Raw genomic sequence first — 22,937 nt, 5'->3', positions numbered from 1 at the left:
TGCAAGCATGGGGTTGTGATCTAATTGCGGTGGTTGTTGTGGTAAGGAATGCGTGCCCCTGCCCAAGCCAACTTCTCCCGTAGCGTTTGATAGAAAGAGTAGTGATCCCGCAGGAGGATAAAGCGTGCCTGACAATCGGCCATCGTCACCTGTACCCGCTGTCCCGGCCAGATGGAGGTGGCCAGTACGCCATCCATCCACAGTTTAGTATTGAGGCTGTGATCGTCCAACGGCCAAATGCTCACTGACGAGCGTGCAGGCAAGACAATGGGGCGACTCGAAAGACTCAAGGGGCAAATCGGCGTCACCACAAGCGCTTCCATCCCCGGATGCAAAATGGGGCCATTGGCGGCGACCGTATAGCAGGTGGAGCCGGTGGGGGTGGCCACCAGCAACCCATCCCCCTGGTACTGATCCACCACATCGCCATCAATTTCCATTTCGAGGATGGCGGTGATCATGCGATCGGCAGATGCCGGCTTAATGCACATTTCATTCAGAGCATAGTAGCGATCGCCCACCACTTCAGGATGCAATTTTGATCCCTCAAACACTTGGGCTTGCAGCATCATTCGCTGTTGCATGGCGTACTCATCCCGCTCAAGGCGATCCCAAACCGCCTCCATATCGCGAAACAGCTCTAATGGTTCCGTCAAAAACCCCAAATGCCCCCCCACATTGACCGCCAGAATCGGAACCCCCGCCGCAGCCAGATGCCGTGCCGCCGCCAAGGAAGTGCCATCTCCCCCCAGAACAACGGCCAGATCTATCGGCTCTGTTACCGAGGCCATAAAGACGGGGTAGGGGTTGTCCTTAGGTCCACTCGGCCCCACAAGCACATTGGCGCCACGCTGTTGCAGTTGACGGGAGGCGCGATCCGCCCATTCCTTGCTCTGGCGATCGCCGGCCTTGTGCACCACAATGACTTGGTTGAGCTGCATGGGGTTACTGGTTCTCTAGATCCTGCATTCCCTTGGCAATCCGTGCCAACTCCGTTTTTTCATCCACCGCAATACGGGTTGGGGTACCGCTGATAATCCCCTCAAAGTTACGGAACGAATCGCGGATCTCGGCGCCCTTTTCTGTGATGACATACTCGCGAATGCCCTTGTCGTGCCACGAACCCCGCATCTTAAAGACGTTAATTGCCCGCGACATTTCACCGCGAATTTCCACATACTGCAGCAGCAAAATCGTATCTGTGATTGTAGAAATATGGGACTCGGTAATGGAGTTAGAGCCCATAAACTGATCGGTCGTATTGGTGAAAAAGCCGGTGATCTCCTCTTGCTTGGCAAATCCAGTGACCCCAATCACAAACTGCCGGAAGGCATTGTTGCTTACCCCCCGCGCCAAAGCAGAAAGGGAGTCAATGGCCACCCGTGAGGGCTTAAAGTCCGCAATCTCGGATTTAATAATCTGTAGGTGATCCTCTAGCCCTGCTGACTCAGGGTAGGCACAAATAATCCGCAACAGATCTCGCCGTTCTAGCTCCTCAAAATCAATTCCCCAAGAGGAGGCATTGCGAGACAACTGGGCTCTTGACTCTTCATAGGCAAACAGCAAGGCGCGTTCTCCCTGCTGGCATCCTGTCTCCAAGAACTTGCTGACCAAGAGGGTCTTGCCAGTACCCGTTGCCCCCGTGGCCAAAATAATGGAATCCTTGAAGAAGCCACCCCCACACATCTCGTCGAGGGTCTTGACCCCCGAAGACACCCGCACATTGGAGGAGCGCTGGGTAAGACGCATGGCTCCCAAGGGGAAGATATTGATGCCATTGTTGATCGTGAAGGGATATTCCCCCTTCATATGGGTGGTGCCCCGCAGCTTGAGAATTTCCACAGTGCGCCGCCGCCGTTCCCCCTCAAGCACATTGCGTAAAATCACCACGTTATCGGAGACAAATTCCTCCACCCCAAAACGCGCCACTGGCCCATATTCATCTACCCGCTCGGTGGTCATAATGGTGGTCACGCCCAGTTGCTTCAGACGAAACGCCAAGCGGAAAATTTCCCGCCGCACCACTGAGGCGGCATCGTACTGCTGAAAAACAGCTGTTACGGAGTCAATGGAAACCCGTGTTGCTTTGTATTTGCGAATTGCGTACTGAATGCGCTCAATCAGAGCAGATAAGTCAAAATCCCCAGCTACCTCCTGACCATCGGGATCTGGGGAAGCATCGAGGATAAAGAGCTTGCCTTGATCAATGAGGCTTTGCAGATTCCAGCCAAAGCTCAGGGCATTTTTAATAATGTCTTGAGGCGACTCTTCAAATGTAACAAATATACCTGGCTCATTAAAAATCGTAATGCCGTTGTAGAGAAACTGAACTGCAAAAAGGGTCTTCCCTGTGCCGGAGGTGCCACTCACCAAAGTGGTGCGTCCTTGGGGCAGTCCCCCATGGCTGATGTCGTCAAATCCCTCAATCATTGTCGGGATTTTCTTGACTTCCGCAGGCGATTGCTCAGTTGTACTGAACTGACTTTCAGGTAGGTTCGTCATAGAAGATGTTGAGATCAGTATGCTGCCAAAAATTCCAAAAGGTTATTCTAAACTGAGATACTCTAACCACTGCGCCTATTCCAAACTGAGATCGTCATCCGCTGGCTCACCAATTTCTTCATACAGCAAGTCCAAGCCAATGAGCACCTTCTCTCGGTTGGACAGATCACCGATGATGCGACGTACAGGCGGCGGCAAGACTTTGGCAAGGGTTGGGGTCGCTAAAATTTTATCCTCCTCCGCCAGTTGCGGATTTTTTAGGACATCAATCACTTTGAGGGCATAAACCCCCTTAAATTCCTTTTCAAGAATATTATTGAGGGTTTTCAGAGCCCGCACGGAGTTGGGGGTGTTGCCGGCCACGTAGAGTTTGAGAACGTAAGTTTTCCGCAGTGGGGTCATGGGCGCTACACCTCACGCGGAATTGAGCGACGGTACATTTCGCACAAATGGGCAATGACATCAATGAGGGTCAGGCGATAATCGAGCAAAATGTCCTCACTGCGGCCTTCCAGTTTGAGTTGCTTAGAAAAATTATCCATGAGTTCAACGTGAATCTCTAGGACTTGGGAAACGGAAATATCTGCGAAGAATGCTTTGCTAACAAATTCATCAATACGCTCATTAACTTTGGAATTACTGCTGAAGTACTCCAGAATAATGGTACGATAAATTGAGCGCAACTCATCGAGGAGCTTGCGCTTGTCGGCAGCGGACATCCGCCGAAAGAAAAAGGCGGTATCGCGCTTATAATACACCCCAAGGTAGCCTAGGCGCTCCTTTAATTTTTGGGACAAACGGTGCTGGGGGTCAAGGTTGCCACTGTCCTTGAGGGTCGGCATGCGGAACATGACGTGGGGGGGCACCGCACACCCCGGACACAACTTGATAAATCCGGTGATGGCCTCCTCAATAGACTGATTCAGGGAATGCAGATTATCGGTGCTAAGAATGATTTCAGCAATGTGATAGTGGGGGCCTGGGGGAAGTGGCGACAGGTCAGCCGGAAAGATAATAATTGCCGGCAGGAGGGTGGCGCTGTGGTGCAGGTAGGTAATGATTTGCGGAGTCCCCTCTCCCCATTCTAAAATTAAACAAGCGATGCTATTTCGCCGCTGCTCTACATAGCTGCAAAACTCTCTCTCGGTCGAAAAGTAAACCAGTTCATCGATGTCGGAGTTGTGCAAACGGACTAATTCTTGGCCAATAGCGGGCGAGTAAACTAAGCCACAGATTGTTAGTGCGGTTGACTGCGCCACGTGCTTTCAGAACTTGAGTTTGCATCTGATAGCATCCTATCACTTTCTCGCTGGTGGTGGCAGTGTTTTCTGGAGGAGTGTTGCCATTTCATTACAAGCTTAGGACCAACAGCCCTGCTCACAAGGACAGAACACACTCAAGAATGGCAAAGCCAGCGTAAAACGGCATCCTACTTCATTATTTGATGTATCCCCCGTTGCAAAAAAGGGCTGTATCCATGAATTCCCTCTCCCTAGCCAGCTTTACTGAACCTGCAATGACGGTGGGGGCAGGTTTGTCTCTCAGCGAGGTGTGCCAGCGTTGGCAAGAAACCCTCCCAGAGACGATCGTCATTGTGGATGAGGGGCAAAAACCCTTGGGAGTGGTGCAGGGCTGGCGGTTGGCGTTGAGTTTGGAGCGGGAAGGGACGTTAGCCGACTTGGCGGTGGGGAGTGTGACGGCTTCTTGGCGATCGCCCGTGATGGTGGTACCCGCAACGTGGACACTATTGCAGTTTCAGGGGTGGTTGCGCAGCCAAGTCCAGATGCCAGCCTATATTGCGGTTGTGGATGCACAGGGTTGTTTTTTGGGACTGCTGGATCAGCAACGCTTGCTCTATCGCTGGGCGTGCCAGCCCCCTTTGCCTTGGCTGGAGGTGATTGAAGAATTGCCTTTGCCGGTACAAATTCAAAACGCCCAAGGGAGAGTCGTTTGGCAAAATCGCGCTTGGTCAGAACACTTAACTGATTTCTTGCCACTGGTGCAGCCTAAATTTGAAGGCATGAATTGTCAGGCACTAGAGGCGCGATCGCGTAGCGCGCCCTTCGGGCGATCGCTCTGGCAGGTGTGTTCGTTTCCCTTGAATTTAACGTCGTTGGACTGGGAGAAGGCAGAAAGCGGTGTCGCGGTGGCGAGCGATCGCTATTGGTTATTTTTTGCCCAACGGCGGCAGGAGTCAGATCCGACGACCCCCACCCGCTTGCACCAACTGCGCCTCCATCAGCAAAAGCGCCTCCTCCTGAGCTTGGGGCATGAACTCAAAAATCCCCTAACGGCGATTCTCAGCCTCACCCAACTTTTGTGGCAGCACCCTCTACCAGAGCAACAGGACTACCTTGCCCTGATCCAGCGTAGCGGTTGGCAAATGAATCGCCTCATTCAGGCGTGGCAGGACCACACCCGTGCCCTTTGGCGAGAGTTGGAATTGCAATGGGAAACCGTAGAATTGGCGGGTTTGTGGTTGCGATCGCAGGAGTTGGCGGAGCATCTTTACCATCTAACCCCGCCGGGTTGGCAGTGGCAGTGGCACATTGATCAGCCCTTGAGCCATGTGTACCTCTACGGCGATGCTCTGCGGCTACGGCAGATTCTTGCCCATCTCTTGGGGTGGCTGATGCTCTTTCCCAGCGATCGCTATGGACTACGCCTGAGTCGCTGGCAAAATTGGCTGGCGCTGCAACTGTGGGAAGAGGGACATGGCATTCCCCTCAAGGATCACGATCGCCTGCTGCACGAATGCCTCGAGGACTACGCCGAAGTCACCATGGGGCTGATGCTCGCCCGCCAACTCTGTCGTCTCCACAATGGTGAGCTTTCCTTTATTGCCCAAGCTGACGACTCCAGTGAGTGGACAGTACTACTGCCCTTTGCTGAGGAACTTCCCCCTGAATTACCCACTACGGCTCAATTGATCCTTTTGGTCAGTAATGATGCCACGTGGATCATGGACACGACTTCCGCATTGCAGCGCAGTCACTACGGCTATGTGGTCGCTCGCCATCCCCTTGAAGCGCTGGATAAGCTGGAGCAACTGCAACCCACGGCCATTGTTGTCCGCCCCGCCAGTAGTCTCATTTTGGCTGATGTGGTTGAGAGTCTGGCCACCAGCCCCTTCACGGCCACTGTTCCGTTGATCATCCTCTCCGATGAAGCCACTCCCTTGGGCTTGACCGGTTTTGTGCAACGGCTGCCCTTGAGTAGTCATCCCAGCCTGCTGATTGATGTCCTCGATCGCTGGTGTTTCCCGCGATTGGCTGCTCCAGTCGAAGAATCGACTTTTGAGCGTCCCCTCCTCAATCAAACGGTACTCCGCCTCGGCCTCCTCCATGACATTAGCCTGCCCCACCTGCGGCTCCTCGAAGCAGAAGACCTCGAACAGGCCGATCTCTTGGTGGAGATTTGGCAACCCGATGTTCTGATTTGGGATTTGCCCGCTGACGAGGTCGCCGATCTGGAGAATCATCCCAAACTGCGAAAACTCCCCATGATTACCTTGGCCGAAGATAGCAGCCGAGCCATTCATCAATTGGGGGATGTCATGGTCTTTCCCTGCCTCAACCTTGCGGACTTAATGGATGTGGTGCTCCTTGCCGCGACGGTGAAAGCTCAAAGCTGACTCAGCACTGTCCGCGCTGCCGCAATGGTGCGCTCAATATCCGCCTCTGTATGGGCAAGGGAAGTAAAGCCCGCTTCAAACTGGGATGGCGCAAGGTAAATCCCCTGCTCCAACATACCCCGGTGGAAGGCCGCAAACTTTTTCAAATCGGACTGCTTGGCTTGCTCATAGTTCGTCACCGGACCAGCGGTGAAAAAGAGACCAAACATGCCACTGATGTGCCCACCACACACCTCATGGCCAAATTCCCGTGCGGCCTCTAACAGTCCTTGGATCAGCTTGCCTGTGATCCGATCCAGCTGCTCATAGCTACCGGGGCGGCTGAGAATTTCCAAGGTTTTAATGCCCGCTGTCATTGCCAAGGGATTGCCAGAGAGGGTACCCGCTTGATACACCGGTCCTGCCGGCGCCACCATCTTCATAATGTCAGCGCGACCGCCATAGGCACCCACCGGTAGGCCACCGCCAATCACTTTTCCGAGGGTGGTGAGGTCTGGTGTCACACCAAATTTTTCCTGAGCACCACCATAGGCGATGCGAAAGCCGGTCATGACTTCATCAAAGACCAAGAGGGCACCGTACTGTTTTGTCAGCTCTCGCAGCCCTTCGAGAAAGCCGGCATCTGGCGGAATAAAACCAGCATTGCCGACCACAGGTTCAAGGATCACCCCCGCAATGTCATCGGGATACTGTTCAAAGAGGCGACTGACCGCTTCGAGATCGTTGTAGGGTGCGGTTAATGTGGCGGCGGTGGTTGCTTTCGGCACGCCGGGAGAATCGGGTAAACCCAATGTAGCGACTCCTGACCCTGCTTTGACCAAGAACATATCGGCATGACCGTGGTAGCAGCCTTCAAACTTGATCACCTTTTCCCGCTGGGTATAGGCACGCATGAGCCGCAGCACTGCCATACAGGCTTCGGTGCCAGAATTCACAAAGCGCACCATCTCGACACTAGGGACAGCGGCAATCACCATTTCCGCCAAGATATTCTCAAGCACGCAGGGGGCGCCAAAGCTGGTTCCCTTTTCAAGGGCGGCATGGAGAGCATCAATGACTTCGGGATGGGCATGGCCGACGATCGCGGGTCCCCAAGACCCCACATAGTCAATGTATTGGTTGCCGTCTACATCCCAAATGTGGGCACCCTTGACGTGATCAAAGACAATGGGCTGGCCGCCGACGGACTTGAAGGCACGCACAGGTGAACTGACGCCACCGGGCATGAGTTTTTGGGCAGCGGCAAAAATTTCTTGGGATTTTGTGGTTTGAAAAACGGTCGTGGTCAACGTCAACTCCCTCAAGCATTGGCGTGCTCACAGTATTATAGGCAATTCCCTGCCCCTTCCTCTAGCGCTTTGCCTCTGAACATGTTCAAACATCGTAGGCCAGTGATGTTTATTTCCTATGGAAGCTTGTTCTGCTTTTGCATAGGCGGAGCGCTTGGCGAGAACTGATGATTGGCTCAAAACCAAACATAACCGTTTCTAATTGTTCGCTTGCCGAGGAGTGGGGCACATGCCAGTTTTGCAGACCATGGAAACCGTTGATACCCCCCTATTAGCCGCTGCTCAATCCATCTATAATCTCTACCAGCAGGTTCATGGGGCAAAAACGGTGCCTGCGGGTGTCGCTGTTAATCGGCAAACCCTGCGGGGCTATGTGCTGTTTACTAGCCAACCAGTGCTGCTGCCCCAAGAATGCTTTATTCCCTACGATCATCTGCCGGAAGTAACACGCCTATAACTGCACTAACTTTTTTGACCTTTGCTAGCTACTGCCTTGTCTTTGGCCTTGGGGCAGCGGTGGGGAGCTTTCTCAATGTTGTGATCTACCGTGTGCCGAGTGGGCGATCGCTCCTTTATCCGCCGTCTCGCTGCCCGATCTGTTTGACCACACTCAAGCCCTGGGACAATATCCCAATTTTGGGCTGGCTATTCGTGCGGGGGCAATGTCGTTACTGCCATGCACCCATTTCTTGGCGGTATCCTGCGATTGAGCTGTTGACGGCACTGCTGTACGTCCTGATTGTGGCTGTGAGTGGCTGGCAAGTGCAAACCCTTGTGCTCTGGCTGCTGAGTGCGTGGCTCTTGGCTTTGGCCTTGATTGATCTAGACACGATGACGCTGCCCCATCCCCTGACAAAATGGGGGTTGATTGTCGGCCTGCTCGTGAGAGGGTTAACGACGGGTCTAGGCGGACTCACGGAAGGCATCATTGCCGCAGTGATTGGCATTTGGCTCTTTGATCTGATCCGCTGGGGGGGGGCGATCGCCCTTGGTCAGGAGGTCATGGGGGGAGGGGATAGCAAACTGGCGGCGATGATCGGGGCTTGGCTAGGTTGGCAGGGATTGCTCGTTACCTTTTTCTTGGCCTGTGCCCTCGGTGGCCTGATGGGTGGACTGGGGATTGCCCTCGGTTGGATTCAGCGGCGGCAACCGATTCCCTTTGGCCCTTTTTTGGCAGTAGCGGCTATTGTCAGTGGTCTCTTTGGCCGCCAATTGATTCATCTTTATCTCGAAACCTTTTTGCCCGGCGTGTTTGTGCGCTAACTCCTATCAAAGTAAAGACAACTTGACAAGATAAGCCAAAATCCCCTGACAAGGGCGACAATAAAACCCCATAGGCGGGCATCCACCACCCGCTGGCGATCGCTCAGATCAGCAACTTTCTCATATTAGCGCGCATTCCTCTCACTTCCTCAAGGAGTTGACCCATTTCAGAGCGGGTGGCTGGCTCAGTCATGGCTATTCTCGTAAATCCTGCCAATGGGGTGCCTTATTCCCAGAGTACAATCCAGTATGATGAAATAATGTTCTTGCCGTTTGTTGCGCTCCGTTGAGACTTTGCTCCAATGACCTCGTCCCCCTCTGCGTCGGCGACAATTGCCCTCACAGGTGATCAAATTCGCCAAAAATTCCTTGAGTTCTATGCCGCTAAGGGACACACGATTTTGCCGAGTGCCTCGCTGATTCCAGAGGATCCGACGGTGCTGCTGACGATCGCCGGCATGCTCCCCTTCAAACCCATTTTCCTCGGCCAAGAAACGCCAAAGGTACGCCGCGTCACCACTGCGCAAAAGTGTCTGCGCACCAATGACATTGAAAATGTGGGTCGCACTGCTCGCCACCACACGTTCTTTGAAATGTTGGGCAACTTCAGCTTTGGCGACTACTTCAAGGCGGAGGCCATTGGTTGGGCATGGGAATTGATGACCACGGTTTATGGTTTGCCCCCGGAACGGCTCTTGGTGAGCGTCTTTGAAAATGACGATGAGGCCTATGACATTTGGCATCGCCAAGTGGGCTTGCCCAAGGAGCGCATCCAGCGCATGGGAGAGGAGAGCAACTTCTGGACGGCGGGGCCAACGGGTCCCTGTGGCCCTTGTTCTGAGATTTACTACGACTTCTATCCGGAAAAGGGGCTAGCTGACGTTGATCTCGATGACGATCGCCGCTTCATCGAACTCTACAACCTGGTGTTCATGGAGTTGAACCAAGACGATCAAGGGCGCCGCACCCCCCTCAAGGCGAAAAACATTGATACCGGTATGGGCTTGGAGCGGATGGCGCAGGTTCTGCAAGGGGTGCCCAACAACTACGAGACAGACTTAATTTTCCCGATGATTGAGGCGGCAGCGCAGCGCGCCGGGATTCAGTACCGCAAAGCCAATGCCAGCACCAAAACGTCCCTCAAGGTGATTGGCGATCACACCCGTGCCGTGGTTCATCTCATTGCCGATGGCGTCACCGCCAGTAATGTGGGGCGTGGCTATGTCCTGCGGCGATTGATTCGGCGCATTGTCCGCCATAGTCGGCTGTTGGGGATCAATGAACTGGTGACCCCTGCCTTGGCTCAAGTGGCGATTGATCTGGCTGCCAATGTCTATCCCAATGTGCGCGAGCGGCAGGCAGTGATTCTCAGCGAACTCCAGCGGGAGGAGGAACAGTTTCTTAAGACCTTGGATCGGGGTGAGAAGCTCTTAGCGGAGATGCTCGCTCCATTGAAGACAACTAAGGGCAAAAAACGCAGTAAACCACAATTGGCAGGGCGCGATGCTTTCGTTCTTTTTGATACCTATGGCTTCCCCTTGGAGTTGACCCAAGAGATTGCCGCTGAGCAAGGCATTGGTGTGGATGTGGCTGAGTTTGAAGCCTGTATGGCCGAGCAGCGGCAACGCTCCCAAGCCGCTCACGAAACCATTGATATTACCGTTCAGGAGGGGATTGACTCCCTAGCGGATCAACTGCATCCGACGCAGTTTCGTGGCTATGACGAGTTTAGTTTGACCACGACCGTAACAGCGATTTTGGTGGCGGGTCATCCGGTAACAACGGCAACAGCAGGGACTGAAGTGCAGGTGATCCTTGAGGAAACTCCCTTCTATGCTGAATCCGGTGGCCAAATTGGCGATCGCGGGTATCTCGCCACCAGTGATGCGCTAGTGCAAATCCACGATGTGCAAAAGCAAAAGGAAGTGTTTGTTCACTACGGCAAAGTGGAGCGGGGCAGCCTCAGCGTTGGCGATCGCGTGAGCGCCCAAATTGATCTCAGTTGTCGGCGGCGGGTACAGGCGCACCACACCGCAACGCATCTCTTGCAGGCGGCCTTGAAAAAGCGGATTGACGAAAACATTTCCCAGGCGGGATCACTGGTGGCTTTTGATCGGCTGCGGTTTGACTTTAACTGCCCCCGTGCCCTCACTCGCGAAGAGCTGCAACAGATTGAAGATCAAATCAACACGTGGATTAGTGAAAGCCATGCCACCCACACGAGTATCATGGCGCTCAATGAAGCCAAGGCCAAGGGGGCGATCGCCATGTTTGGTGAAAAATACGGTGAGCAGGTGCGCGTTCTCGATATTCCCGGTGTCTCTATGGAACTCTGTGGTGGCACCCATGTCCACAACACTGCTGAAATTGGCCTCTTTAAGATCATTAGCGAAAGTGGTGTGGCGGCTGGGATTCGCCGCATTGAAGCCATTGCTGGACCGGCGGTGCGTGACTATTTGCAACAGCGCGATAGCATTGTCCGCGAGTTGTGCGATCGCTTCAAAGCCAAACCGGAAGAGATTCTAGATCGCATTAGCCAACTCCAAGCGGATCTCAAAGCCCAGCAAAAGGAACTGGAACACCTCAAAGCCGAACTAGCTCTTGCCAAAACCCAAGCCCTCTTGGAGCAGGCTGAAGCCATCGGCACTACCCATCTGCTTATTGCCTCGCTGGCGGGGGTAGATCCCCAAGGGCTAAAAACCGCTGCTGAATGGCTCCTGAATAAACTGGGCAGTGGAGCTGTGGTGTTGGCCACTCAACCGGCTGCTGACAAAGTGAACCTTTTAGTCGCCGCCAGTCCGGATGTTGTAGAGCGGGGGGTTCATGCCGGTCAACTGGTGGCGGAACTCGCCCAAGTCTGTGGTGGCCGCGGCGGCGGGCGTCCCAACTTTGCTCAGGCCGGCGGATCTCAACCTCAGAAATTGGCCGAGGCCTTTGAAAGGGCGCGATCGCGGCTACAGGAAATACTCGAGGGTTGATCGATTGGCATCACTATCTTCTTTGTCGATCTTTGCTCAGTTGGAGTGAGAGTCGTGAAGCACAACTGGCTGCCCCGGAGACAGAAACACTTAACCGAGAGCAACAGTCTGCTCGTGCAGGCGAGAGGTCACAACCTATCGGTACGTTTAGTATTCAGCTATTGAAATGCAATATACTACGGCATCCACTGCTGTATTGTCTCAACCCCCTGAGTTCCTCAGCACTATTAGACATCTTGATAAGCAGCTACACGATCGGTTCAGAAACAGATTCGACATTGACCCTACACTCTCGCGTTTTTTGGTGAGTTTCCAAGGCAATAAAACTAGACCTTCTTATCGTTGGTACAAGTTCAAAGAAGCGTTTTCAGCCTCTTTAGTCGAACATTTATTTCATAAGTACGGCATTAACGCAGGTAGAATTCTGGATCCTTTCGCAGGCAGTGGAACAGCTTTGTTTGCTGCAAGTGCAATGGGTATAGATGCAGATGGGATCGAGTTGTTACCCATTGGTCGCGAAATCATTGCGGCCAAACAAATTCTAGATGCCGAATTCACCCCTGAAGACTTCGAGAGATTGTGCCAATGGTCGACGTTGAGAGTTTGGAAAGAGTCGCAAATAAGTGTTCCCTTGCCAGAGCTGCGAATCACACAGGGAGCTTATCCCAAAACAACAAAGGAAGCCATCGAAAAATATATAGGCGCGTACCAAGTCGAGAATAGTAGAGTTCAATCCATCTTGCGCTTTGCTTTACTTTGTGTACTGGAATCCATCAGTTTTACTCGAAAGGATGGTCAATACCTTCGGTGGGATTACCGCTCTGGACGCACACAGGGTAAGAAAATTTTCGACAAGGGCGAAATCCTAGAGTTCGATCAGGCTATTTGTGAAAAGATAAACGAGATTTTAGAAGATGTATCACCCAATCATCAAACAACTTTGTTTGCTGCGGAAAAACTTCAGGCTCAAATCCGTTTGTTTGAGGGTTCATGTCTTCAAATATTGCCGCAATTACCCGACAGCACCTACGATGCAATTCTGACCTCTCCGCCTTACTGCAACCGCTATGACTATACGCGTACCTATGCACTGGAACTCGCGTTGTTGGGCACAGATGAACAAAAACTACTGAGATTTCGCCAAGAGATGCTTAGTTGTACAGTGGAAAATCGCCCAAAAGACTTGTTGGGCATTAACCCGCAATGGGCAACAGCATTGGCTGCTGCTGATGAGGAGGAACTATTACAAGCCATTCTGAAGTACTTGGAAGACCAAAAAGCGCAACGGGCTCTGAACAATAACGGAATTCCTCGGATGGTAAAAGGCTATTTTTATGAGATGGCTTGTGTTATCGCCGAATTTGCGCGTGTGCTGAAACCAAACGCACTCTTGTTTATGGTCAACGATAATGTCCGTTATGCAGGAGCGAGCGTTTCGGTCGATATGATCCTCTCTGATATTGCAGAAAAATTAGGCTTTCATGTTGAACGTATTCTCGTTTTGCCAAACGGCAAAGGCAATAGTAGCCAGCAGATGGGGGAGCATGGACGCGAAGCCCTACGTAAGGGCATTTACATCTGGAGAAAATTGTAATGTCTTCGCGCCCATACCGAAACCATCTTCAGTCTAGTGCTGATCTCGTCACGAGCCATGAAGCCACACGCGCGGGTTTTGTTGCTCTTGCACTCGAAAAGAATCGTCGCTCTACACCTTATGTCGCCGAAGCAAGGGCATTGCAAGAAGCTGCATCAAGGGCTAAAACCCCTGCTGATTTGCTGGCTATCAAAGGCATAGAAGTAGGTCTTCTCAGGGCAGCAGGATTATCTGACAAGGCGCTGGTTCATCTGAGCATTGGAAAACTGCGCGAGTGGCTCTTGACCGTATCTGTGAAGCGTTTTCGAAAGCGAAACACTCCCCGCATGTTTTCTTTATAGGTGCAGCGATTGAGAAGAAAATGGCGGTCGAGATATGGGATCAACTGGAAAAGGGATTACTTGCCAACGCTGCTAACCTAAACAATCCAAATCAAATTGCATCGATCTGTCGCTGGTTATGTGATTTGTAAAAGTGCTGACCCAATTTAGTTATACCAACCAGCGATCGCCCCAATGGAGGACTCACTTTTGCTGCAAGTACTGCTTTTCAGGCCGTGAGCTTTACTGTGCAGTTCCAGAGGCTTATAGAGCAATCGCTGGCGAATATGAGTGAGGAAAGCGTGAATAATCCCGTATTCTTTAGGGTGCTCATCCTGAAAGATATTGAGTTGCCCAAACTAAAGAATCACTTTAGAATGTTTGAGGTTAAAATTTAACAAATCTCCCTGATTGCAGTCTAATCTATGGCCTTTGTTAACGCAAACTACCTCAAACTCAAGGCAGGGTATCTCTTTCCGGAAATTGCCCGCCGTGTCAATCAATTCTTGCAAGCCCATCCCGATGCCCCCCTGATTCGTCTCGGCATTGGGGATGTCACCGAACCGCTGCCGGCAGCCTGTCGACAAGCAATGATTCAAGCGGTGGAAGAAATGGGCGATCGCGCCACCTTCAAAGGCTATGGGCCTGAGCAGGGGTATCCTTGGCTACGGGAAAAAATTGCCGCCCACGACTTCCAAGCCCGCGGCTGCGACATTGATGCCAGTGAAATTTTTATTTCCGACGGCTCCAAGTGCGACACAGGGAATATCCTCGATATTTTTGGCGACGGCAACCGCATTGCCGTTACCGACCCCGTTTATCCCGTCTATGTGGATACCAATGTCATGGCAGGGCACACGGGGGAAGCCAATGAACGCGGGGAGTACACTGGACTGGTCTATTTGCCGATTACCGCTGAAAACCACTTCACCGCCACGCTACCCAGTGAACCTGTGGACTTAATCTACCTCTGCTTCCCCAACAATCCCACCGGTGCGGTAGCCACACGGGAGCATTTACAGGCGTGGGTGGACTATGCCCGTGCCCACAAAGCAATTATCTTCTTTGATGCCGCCTACGAAGCTTTTATTACCGATCCCGCTATTCCCCACTCCATCTATGAAATTCCCGGTGCCCGCGAGTGTGCCATTGAATTCCGCTCCTTCTCGAAAAATGCCGGATTTACGGGAACTCGCTGTGCCTTTACCGTAGTACCCAAGGGTCTCAAGGGGCAAACCCCCAGTGGCGAGGCCGTCGAACTCTGGGCGCTGTGGCAACGGCGGCAATCCACGAAGTTTAATGGTGTGTCCTACATTGTGCAGCGGGGCGCCGAGGCGGTTTACTCTGAAGCCGGTCAAGCCCAAGTACGGGAACTGGTGGCCTTCTATATGGACAATGCCCGTCTCATTCGCGAAAAACTCACCCAAGCGGGCTTTGCAGTCTATGGTGGGGTCAATGCTCCCTATGTCTGGCTGAAAACGCCCCAAGGGATTGGCAGTTGGGACTTTTTCGATAAATTGCTGCACACTTGCTATGTAGTGGGTACCCCCGGTGCTGGTTTTGGGGCAGCGGGTGAGGGCTATCTGCGCCTTTCGGCCTTTAATAGTCGGGAAAATGTGGTTGAAGCCATGGATCGGGTGGTGGCAGCCTTTGCCTAAGAATTCACCTAGAATCAGGACAAGGCTCATCAAAACGGTTGGAGCGGCTTTAAACCCTTTTAGCATCACCGATGACAGCAAAACATTGGGGCGAACAGGCAGCGAAACAGGAGGGCATTCTGCTGGGGTTGTTCACAGCAGCTGGCTATACCTTTTTTACGCTTCTACCCGATAGTCACAGTCTCATGGTGGCGTGGCCTTGGGTCTTACTTTGGCAAGCCGCGCTGGGGGTGCCTCTGCTTTGGTTTTTGCAGGTGTTGGCCTATCAACGGCGGGTGCAGCCCTTGGGAAATGGCTTTGATGGCGTAGTGCTATTACTCCTGTTGGCATTGGCGATTTCAGGGACGTGGAGTACTTTTCCCCATCAGGCTCGCTGGTATGGCTGGGCACTGTTGGGAGGTATTGCTGTTCTTTATCCCCTCGGGGCTTGGTTGCGCACCCCAGAACGCCGCTGGCAAATTGTGCGCTTTCAAGGCTATCTCACTGCCCTCGTGATTCTTGTCAGTTTAGGCCTTTGGCTGGGCACAGCGATCGCCCCGGCAATTTTTGATACTCCCCAAGGATTAACGCCCCACCTCAATGTGGACACTTTGGAACTCCGCAACTGGGCACCCTTTGGCCACCAAAATTACGTGGCGGGCTATCTCCTATTGGCTCTACCCTTGGTGGGACTTTTGGCCATAGAAGCAGAAACCAGTGGATCGCGCCGGTTTTGGATGGCGGTGCTGCTTTTGGGTCTAGTTACCCTCTATACAACATTTTCACGGGGGGGCGGCCTCGGCTTACTGGCAATGGTCATTCCCCTTGGCGTGGGTTGGGTTTGGCACTATCGCCGCCAGCGTCGCTCTTGGTGGGGCTTGTTGGCTTTGGTGGGCTTAGCGGTGGTCGCTTTGGCCAACGATCGCCTGCGCCGCAGCTTAGTGGCTCTCTGGCAGGGAGGACAAGGGAGCGAACTAGCCTACCGCTGGATTACCAGTATTGTTGGCTGGCGGATGGGGGCCGCCCATCCTCTGAGGGGCAATGGCTTAGGCAGTGTGCCCCTGTGGTATCAGCACTATCGTCCGGGCTGGGCTGGCCGTGAAGCGGAGTGGATCTATCAACTCCACAGTACCCCCGTACAACTGTGGGCCGAACTTGGCCTTTGGGGCATTGCCGTATTGCTCTTGGGGGTGGGGCTACTGGTTTATTGGGCAATGCGCTATCGTTGCTGGTGGCCGAACTTAACACAACGGGAACAACGGCTGGCGATCGCCGTCTACCTTGCGCTTTGGGGCTACGGCGTACTCAGTCTTACGGATTTTCAACTGGACAATGTTGGCATTGGTGGCCTCTTCCTAATTGAACTTACCCTCTTAACAACCCTGATTCGCACAGGCCAAGGGCAAACTCCTCCTCAACGGTTGCGGGTACGCTGGGCACTCTCGCTGGTGGGCGTGGGTTTAGGAATCATCCTAGTGATGGTGGGTTGGCTGACACCGATTCACCGTGCTTGGGCAAGTAGCAGCGAAGGTTTTCTAGCCCTCTTGGAAACCCCTCCCGACTGGAATCGCTTTACTGAGAAGCTCTTCCATGCTCAGGAACTCGCCCCTTGGGAACCCTACTACCCGCTGCAATTGGGGTGGCACTATGGCCAGCGGGGCATGATGGCAGACAATCCCACAGCACGGGCAAACCTCTTGCGTACAGCAACGGTTGAGTTTGAAAAAGGAATTGAGCTGTCCCCCTACCTTGAGTTTGGTTATAGTAACTTGGCATGGCTTTATTGGCGCGAGGGCAATTTGGGTGCAGCAGTTCCTACCTTTGCCAAAGCGGCTCAACTGGTACCGGCTAAACGGGGCAATTTTCTGGGTCTCGGCTTAGCCCTTATCGGTCAGAATCAACTGCAACTCGCCACCCAAGCCCTGATCCTTGAGGTGCTGCGCCATCCCATCTTCATCACCAGTCCGGCTTGGCGGGTTGCTCCCCTCGCACCCTTTTATCAACCAGTTCTGACGGCGGTCACGGAGCGTTATCGTCAGCTTGAGCAGGACATTGCCAGCGATCGCCCCTCAGGCGCCTATGTGCGTCAAGTGTCAACCCTCCTCCGCTGGTGGCAGGGGGAAGTGCCCGCGGATGCCGATCCCCTAGCTGCATGGCTGCAACCCTTGGCCAACCCCCAAGAGGCAACATTGAAGGTTCCTGCAACGCTGCAAACCTTTCTCAAGGCATGGGATGACCCTAACAACCGCCGTGACCTCTTGGCCTCCATTTGGTCGGGAAGTCCAGAGCAACTGGAACAGATGGTGCGCTCCATGGCCGGTCAGCCAACACCCCTTGAGTGGTTGCGTTCGGCGGCGCCTGCCGTGGCGATTACCTATAGCCGTAGCGGTTTTGGGGTGAATAGTCGCCACATTGATGGCCCCCAACCCACCGACTTTTTCATTGCCATTGACAGTCTGCCAATGGTGACTTTATTCGCGCCGCTGTGGCCAGACAACACCTTTTTGCCAGAACTAGATCAGGCTCTAGAGGGCGATCGCCAGCGTCTTTTTGCTGCTCTTAACCAAAGGCTCTAACGGCAAACCCCCGTGGGTCGCTCAATTTGGGTGGTGGGGGGATGGGCAGCAATGTCCAAGACAATCTGTAGGATTCGCACGGCTGCACACTGGTCTTGGGGCAAAGGCATGGGCATTAAGGGCCGCGTCACCCCTGCAAGAACATATTCCCGTTGCGGGCGCAGCTCAAAGAGCCGTTGACCATTCTCCGCCAAGCCTCTGACTGTGATTTGATCCGCCTCGATATGCACATTGCCCCGATTACTGACAGTCATTTGCAGGGTTCCCTGCTGCACTTGGGCATTGAGGAGTTGCCCCTGCCGCCGAATGACCGCTGGTTTGATAAATACGGGTAGGCTATGCACCGTTACGAGGCGCGTTTCTGAGCCGATTCCTTGAGGGGCTGGAGGAATTTCTGCAACTAAAAGCCGATATGTCCGCTCGACATCAGCAGCCGGCAAGCGATGGCCAAGGCGAATTTCAGCCCGTCCGCCCACGGGCAGATGCAGGAGGTTGGGAAAGGCGACTAGCTCTAGGCTATTTGCGGGTAAGAGATGGAGTTCATCTTCCCCCGTTGCCCGCTGTTGCCACTGCTGCACCCGCACCTTAAAGTCGAGGGGGACATTGCCCGTATTAGCGATCGCCAGTACCGTAAAAGGTTCTTGGGGTGCCAGTTCAATCTTCAGCGCACTCAAGCGATATTGAGCCGTCTGCGCTGTGGACATGCCAAGAATCAAGCTAGGGAGAGGAATTAAAGGAGCTAAGAAGCGCCAGAATCGATTAAACATCATGAATGGCGGGGCATGGATTTGAACCATGGACCTTCGGGTTATGAGCCCGACGAGCTACCAGACTGCTCTACCCCGCGTTGCTCTAGCTTGTCTAAGATAGCGTATTCCCTAGAGGATTGGCAAGCGATCGCTAGAAGATTTATAACATCCTATCAATACCCTAAGTTTTTCTTGGGTCAACTGTAGCAACCCTTACTTCCATCATCCCGACAAACAGATATAAAGAAAGTATTAAGATTACCTAGGTCTTTTTAGACTAACTCCTTGAGCAATGCTGCTACCGCCTCTTCTCCTCGATACTCTGAGGGAAATTTATCAGCGCCAAGGCTCAGCCCTCTCTGCCAGTCCCCTGCGAACTGAAAATCAGCTTCTCCTGTTGCTTGAAGGACTCCCAGAAGCGAGCCGTGCCACCCTAGAAACACTACTGGTGTCCTACGCTCGGGCTAAGGCGTCTCTCCCTATCAATTTGGCCTACCTCTTGGCACTAGAGGGTGAAATCCTGAACCTGCTTGGTGTGACATCCGCAGTACGCCCCTTGTTTACGCCACCAGTGGTACAGACGCTGCAAAACTATCTGCCATGGTTTAGGAAGGCAAGCCAGATCGTGCAGAATCACCTCGGTTGTGCCCTTGTGCGTAACTACTGGTTGATTACCCGCCCGACTCATCCTTGGCTGCGCACGATTCGGGTTGAGACCTTTTACACTGAGCAAGTACCTGCTCCCGATCGCTACCTCAATGAGAAGCAGCAAGACCTGCTACAAACATGGTTAGAGCAATTTCTTCTCTACTGTTATCGCCTTGTACCCACACTGCCAGCGGAGGCGATCGCAGCGGGAATTCCGGTGCCGCCTCAGTTGCTACAAGCAGCCGCCTAACTCAAGAGGATTTCGCTAAAATTTTGGTGTCCATCGGCCATCAATTGATGTTGTGGAGCACATTCTGCTGCTAGAGGATGAAACGGAACTCGCCGACCCCTTGGGTCACATCCTGCGCCAAGAGGGCTACCACGTTGACGTGGCCTACGATGGTGAAACGGCTCAAGCCTACTGGCAAACGCAGCGCCCCTACCACCTCTTAATTTTGGATTGGATGGTGCCACCGCCTACGGGGCTAGAACTTTGTCAACGATTGCGCCAAGCCGGTGATGAGACTCCCGTTCTCTTTCTCACTGCTCGAGATACGGTGGATGACAGGGTGCGGGGTCTGGATGCCGGTGCTGATGATTACTTGGTTAAACCCTTTGAACTGCGGGAATTGCTGGCACGGGTACGAGCACTGCTGCGACGGCGCCACACGATGGGGTGTACGGCACCGATTCTTTGCTGGCAGGATCTGCGGCTCGATGTCGAAGGTCGCTTGCTTTACCGAGGAACACAGTGTATCTCCCTCTCTGAGAAGGAAACAGCGCTCCTAGCTCTTTTCCTCAAGCACCCGACGGAACTTCTCAGCCATGAATTGATTGCTAGTCAACTGTGGCCGGATCAGACCTGTGTCAATCGCAACCTATTGGCCGCCCAGATTCGACTGCTACGGCGCAAAATTGAGCATGCCGACGAACCCTCCCTAATTCAAACGGTCTATGGTCAAGGCTATCGGCTACGCCCCGTTGCGGCACCGGCAAGCTAAGACCACTGTTGCCGTATCTTGGAGAGGAACGTGCCAGATACAATAGATAAGCTGTTCTTTTGGGAAAACTGTTGTGGACGATCGCTACGACCCCCAAGTGATTGAGGCCAAGTGGCAACGGGAATGGGCTGCCCGCCAGATCGATCGCACCAACACCGATCCGCAAAAGCCGAAATTCTATGCCCTCTCGATGTTTCCCTACCCCTCCGGGAATCTGCATATGGGGCACGTCCGCAACTATACGATTACCGATGTCATTGCCCGCTGTCGGCGGATGCAGGGCTATCGCGTTCTCCACCCGATGGGCTGGGATGCCTTTGGCCTGCCGGCAGAAAATGCCGCCATTGAACGGGGGATTCATCCTCGCGTCTGGACACAGCAAAACATTGCCCAAATGCGCCAAGAACTGCAACGCCTTGGCCTGTCCTACGATTGGGAACGGGAAGTAGCCACCTGTCACCCCGACTACTACCGCTGGACGCAATGGCTCTTCTTGGAATTCTTTGAGGCGGGTTTGGCCTACCAGAAGGAAGCAGCGGTGAACTGGGATCCCGTGGATCAAACAGTTTTGGCCAATGAGCAGGTGGATAGCGAAGGGCGATCGTGGCGATCGGGCGCCTTAGTGGAACGGCGACTGCTTAAGCAATGGTTCCTGAAAATTACCGCCTATGCCGAGGAACTGTTGAATGACTTGGAACAACTGACGGGCTGGCCAGAGCGGGTGAAATTGATGCAGGCCAACTGGATCGGCAAGTCCACGGGTGCCTATCTGGAATTCCCAATTGTTGGCAGTCATGAGAAAATTGCCGTTTTTACCACCCGTCCCGATACCGTCTATGGGGTGACCTACGTGGTGCTGGCGCCCGAACATCCCCTGACACCGAAAGTCACCACTAGCCGCCGCCGCAAAACCGTCGAAGCCTTTATTGCTAGTGTCCAACAGGAAAGTGAACTGGAACGCACAGCGGGCGATCGCCCCAAACGCGGTGTGGCCACCGGTGGCAAAGCCGTCAATCCTTTTACTGGGGAGGAAATTCCTATCTGGATTGCCGATTATGTCCTCTACGAATATGGGACTGGAGCCGTGATGGGCGTACCTGCCCACGATGAGCGCGATTTTCAGTTTGCCAAAGCCCACAAGCTCCCCATTCGCCAAGTGATTATTCCCCCAGACGGCAAAGCCAGTGCCCGCCTCAAGGCCGCCTATACGGAGCCGGGGAGATTGATCAACAGTGGTCCATTTGATGGCATGGACTCCACCGCCGCCAAAGCAGCGATTACCGAGTATGCTGCTACCCAAGGTTGGGGACGCGAACAAGTGCAGTATCGGCTGCGGGATTGGCTCATTTCTCGCCAACGCTACTGGGGTGTGCCCATTCCGATCATTCACTGTCCGCAGTGTGGGGCGGTGCCGGTGCCGCGGTCAGAGTTACCTGTGCTGCTGCCAGAAGAGGTGGAGTTTAGCGGTCGTGGCCCTTCTCCCTTGGCCAAACTTGCGGCGTGGCGCGATGTTCCCTGCCCGAAATGTGGTACCCCTGCCCAGCGGGAAACGGACACAATGGATACCTTTATTGACTCCTCTTGGTACTACTTCCGCTACGCCGATGCGCGCAACAGTGAAGCCCCCTTTGACCCAGCGGCCATCAAGGACTGGTTACCCGTGGATCAGTATGTAGGGGGGATTGAGCACGCCATTCTCCATTTGCTCTACTCGCGCTTTTTCACCAAAGTTTTGCGCGATCGCCAGCTTGTCCATGTCAGTGAACCCTTCCAACGCCTACTCACCCAAGGCATGGTTCAAGGGCGCACCTACAAAAATCCGCGCACGGGCAAGTACATCATTCCTAGCCGCATCGCCGATCTCAGCCAACCCACCGACCCGGACACAGGGGAGCCCCTAGAGGTGGTCTATGAAAAAATGTCCAAATCTAAGTACAACGGCGTTGCCCCCGGCGATGTGATTCAGAAGTACGGGGCGGATACTGCCCGCATGTTCATCCTTTTCAAGGCGCCCCCCGAAAAAGACCTCGAGTGGGACGATGCCGATGTCGAAGGCCAATTTCGCTTTCTCAACCGCGTTTGGCGCCTCGTGCAAACCTTCAAAGCCAATGGCGGTCAGCTTGGCCAACCCTTACCTACTACCCTGACTAAAGCGGAAAAAGACCTGCGCCGTGCCATTCACACTGCCATCAAAGAAATTAGCGACGATCTGGAAGGCGACTATCAACTCAATACCGCTGTTGCCGAACTAATGAAACTCAGTAATGCCCTTGGCAGTGCCGACTGCCACACTTCGGGGGTCTATAGCGAAGGCATCCAAACCCTACTCACCCTACTCGCCCCCTTTGCCCCCCACATCAGCGAAGAACTCTGGCACCAACTGGGCGGCACCGACTCCATCCACCGCCAGCCTTGGCCAAAAGCAGACCCCACTGCCCTCGTTGCCGATGAAATCACCCTTGTCATTCAGGTCATGGGCAAAACCCGTGGCGCGATTCAAGTGCCTGCCACAGCTAGTCAAGTGGAACTGGAGGAAGCCGCCAAGCAGTCGGAGATTGGCCAACGCTACCTAGCGGGCAAAACGATCAAAAAAGTGATTGTCGTTCCCGGCAAGTTAGTGAACTTTGTCTTAGCCCCCTAGACCCTCACTGGTTGCCGCAGTCCACTTAACTGTATTGACCTCCTATGACCCACTCCGAAGGCTTAACTCTCTAGTTTACTGGTCTCTCTGGGGCTGGTAAAACAA

16 protein-coding genes, 1 tRNA gene and 1 pseudogene are annotated in these 22,937 nt (G+C 53.6%); 11 read left to right on the top strand and 7 right to left on the bottom strand.

The features are described 5' to 3' along the window. Positions 1-20: 20 nt before the first annotated feature. The 4 genes from RHH53_RS09570 to RHH53_RS09555 form a co-directional block, all read right to left on the bottom strand. On the bottom strand, positions 21-941 hold the full coding sequence (locus RHH53_RS09570) for an NAD(+) kinase (RefSeq protein ID WP_206199964.1): 921 nt from the start codon (positions 939-941) through the stop codon (positions 21-23). A 4-nt stretch (positions 942-945) separates the two neighbouring features. Continuing rightward, positions 946-2,502 (bottom strand): circadian clock protein KaiC, encoded by a 1,557-nt coding sequence (gene kaiC / locus RHH53_RS09565; RefSeq protein WP_302678166.1) that lies wholly within the window; start codon positions 2,500-2,502, stop codon positions 946-948. Between the two features lie 75 nt (positions 2,503-2,577). After that, positions 2,578-2,904: a circadian clock protein KaiB gene (gene kaiB / locus RHH53_RS09560; protein WP_302678165.1), complete on the bottom strand. Its 327-nt coding sequence runs from the start codon at positions 2,902-2,904 to the stop codon at positions 2,578-2,580. A gap of 5 nt (positions 2,905-2,909) precedes the next feature. Further along, the gene (locus RHH53_RS09555; protein WP_310453728.1) at positions 2,910-3,761 is read right to left on the bottom strand and encodes a circadian clock protein KaiA; all 852 of its coding nucleotides are present in this window, start codon (positions 3,759-3,761) and stop codon (positions 2,910-2,912) included. Between the two features lie 218 nt (positions 3,762-3,979). Between RHH53_RS09555 and RHH53_RS09550 the strand changes: the two genes are divergently transcribed. Beyond that, the gene (locus tag RHH53_RS09550) at positions 3,980-6,136 is read left to right on the top strand and encodes a HAMP domain-containing sensor histidine kinase (RefSeq protein WP_206199960.1); all 2,157 of its coding nucleotides are present in this window, start codon (positions 3,980-3,982) and stop codon (positions 6,134-6,136) included. Here the strand turns inward: RHH53_RS09550 and hemL are convergent. After that, the gene (gene hemL, locus RHH53_RS09545) at positions 6,127-7,362 is read right to left on the bottom strand and encodes a glutamate-1-semialdehyde 2,1-aminomutase (protein WP_315862931.1); all 1,236 of its coding nucleotides are present in this window, start codon (positions 7,360-7,362) and stop codon (positions 6,127-6,129) included. The two genes, RHH53_RS09550 and hemL, sit on opposite strands and share 10 nt — an antisense overlap. A 292-nt stretch (positions 7,363-7,654) precedes the next feature. On the opposite strand from hemL, the gene RHH53_RS09540 reads away from it, so the two are divergent. The 7 genes and pseudogenes from RHH53_RS09540 to RHH53_RS09510 all read left to right on the top strand — a co-directional run bounded on the left by RHH53_RS09540 (position 7,655) and on the right by RHH53_RS09510 (position 17,793). After that, positions 7,655-7,882: a hypothetical protein gene (locus RHH53_RS09540; protein ID WP_225901554.1), complete on the top strand. Its 228-nt coding sequence runs from the start codon at positions 7,655-7,657 to the stop codon at positions 7,880-7,882. Beyond that, complete coding sequence (locus tag RHH53_RS09535) at positions 7,837-8,688, top strand: prepilin peptidase (protein WP_399385405.1); 852 nt, start codon at positions 7,837-7,839, stop codon at positions 8,686-8,688. The genes RHH53_RS09540 and RHH53_RS09535 overlap by 46 nt, the downstream gene beginning before the upstream one ends. 302 nt (positions 8,689-8,990) lie before the next feature. Continuing rightward, the gene (gene alaS, locus RHH53_RS09530) at positions 8,991-11,666 is read left to right on the top strand and encodes an alanine--tRNA ligase (RefSeq protein WP_310438144.1); all 2,676 of its coding nucleotides are present in this window, start codon (positions 8,991-8,993) and stop codon (positions 11,664-11,666) included. 166 nt (positions 11,667-11,832) lie between these two features. Continuing rightward, on the top strand, positions 11,833-13,260 hold the full coding sequence (locus RHH53_RS09525; RefSeq protein WP_315863514.1) for a site-specific DNA-methyltransferase: 1,428 nt from the start codon (positions 11,833-11,835) through the stop codon (positions 13,258-13,260). Then, positions 13,260-13,732 (top strand): annotated as a pseudogene (locus RHH53_RS09520) (AvaI/BsoBI family type II restriction endonuclease). Before RHH53_RS09525 ends, RHH53_RS09520 begins: the two are co-directional and overlap by 1 nt. A 273-nt stretch (positions 13,733-14,005) precedes the next feature. Beyond that, positions 14,006-15,238: an LL-diaminopimelate aminotransferase gene (locus RHH53_RS09515; RefSeq protein WP_302676011.1), complete on the top strand. Its 1,233-nt coding sequence runs from the start codon at positions 14,006-14,008 to the stop codon at positions 15,236-15,238. Between the two features lie 71 nt (positions 15,239-15,309). Next, on the top strand, positions 15,310-17,793 hold the full coding sequence (locus RHH53_RS09510) for an O-antigen ligase family protein (RefSeq protein WP_310743718.1): 2,484 nt from the start codon (positions 15,310-15,312) through the stop codon (positions 17,791-17,793). Here RHH53_RS09510 and RHH53_RS09505 read toward each other — a convergent pair. Then, the gene (locus RHH53_RS09505) at positions 17,790-18,497 is read right to left on the bottom strand and encodes a fimbria/pilus periplasmic chaperone (RefSeq protein WP_310742956.1); all 708 of its coding nucleotides are present in this window, start codon (positions 18,495-18,497) and stop codon (positions 17,790-17,792) included. The genes RHH53_RS09510 and RHH53_RS09505 overlap by 4 nt on opposite strands. Positions 18,498-18,566: 69 nt before the next feature. Continuing rightward, positions 18,567-18,640 (bottom strand) — tRNA-Met (locus tag RHH53_RS09500). 194 nt (positions 18,641-18,834) lie between these two features. Here RHH53_RS09500 and RHH53_RS09495 point away from each other — a divergent pair. The 3 genes from RHH53_RS09495 (at position 18,835) to leuS (ending at position 22,832) form a co-directional block, all read left to right on the top strand. After that, positions 18,835-19,440 (top strand): hypothetical protein, encoded by a 606-nt coding sequence (locus RHH53_RS09495; protein WP_310743717.1) that lies wholly within the window; start codon positions 18,835-18,837, stop codon positions 19,438-19,440. Positions 19,441-19,492: 52 nt separating this feature from the next. Beyond that, positions 19,493-20,191 (top strand): response regulator transcription factor, encoded by a 699-nt coding sequence (locus tag RHH53_RS09490; RefSeq protein WP_310743716.1) that lies wholly within the window; start codon positions 19,493-19,495, stop codon positions 20,189-20,191. A 73-nt stretch (positions 20,192-20,264) separates the two neighbouring features. Continuing rightward, positions 20,265-22,832, top strand: a complete 2,568-nt coding sequence (leuS, locus tag RHH53_RS09485; RefSeq protein ID WP_310743715.1) for a leucine--tRNA ligase — start codon at positions 20,265-20,267, stop codon at positions 22,830-22,832. The last annotated feature ends 105 nt before the right edge of the window (positions 22,833-22,937 follow it).

The sequence above is a fragment of the Thermosynechococcus sp. PKX82 genome (assembly GCF_031583255.1).
Taxonomy (GTDB): Bacteria; Cyanobacteriota; Cyanobacteriia; order Thermosynechococcales; family Thermosynechococcaceae; genus Thermosynechococcus.
The sequence above is the reverse complement of the archived record's forward strand: the minus strand, read 5'-3'. Positions and strand labels throughout refer to the sequence as shown.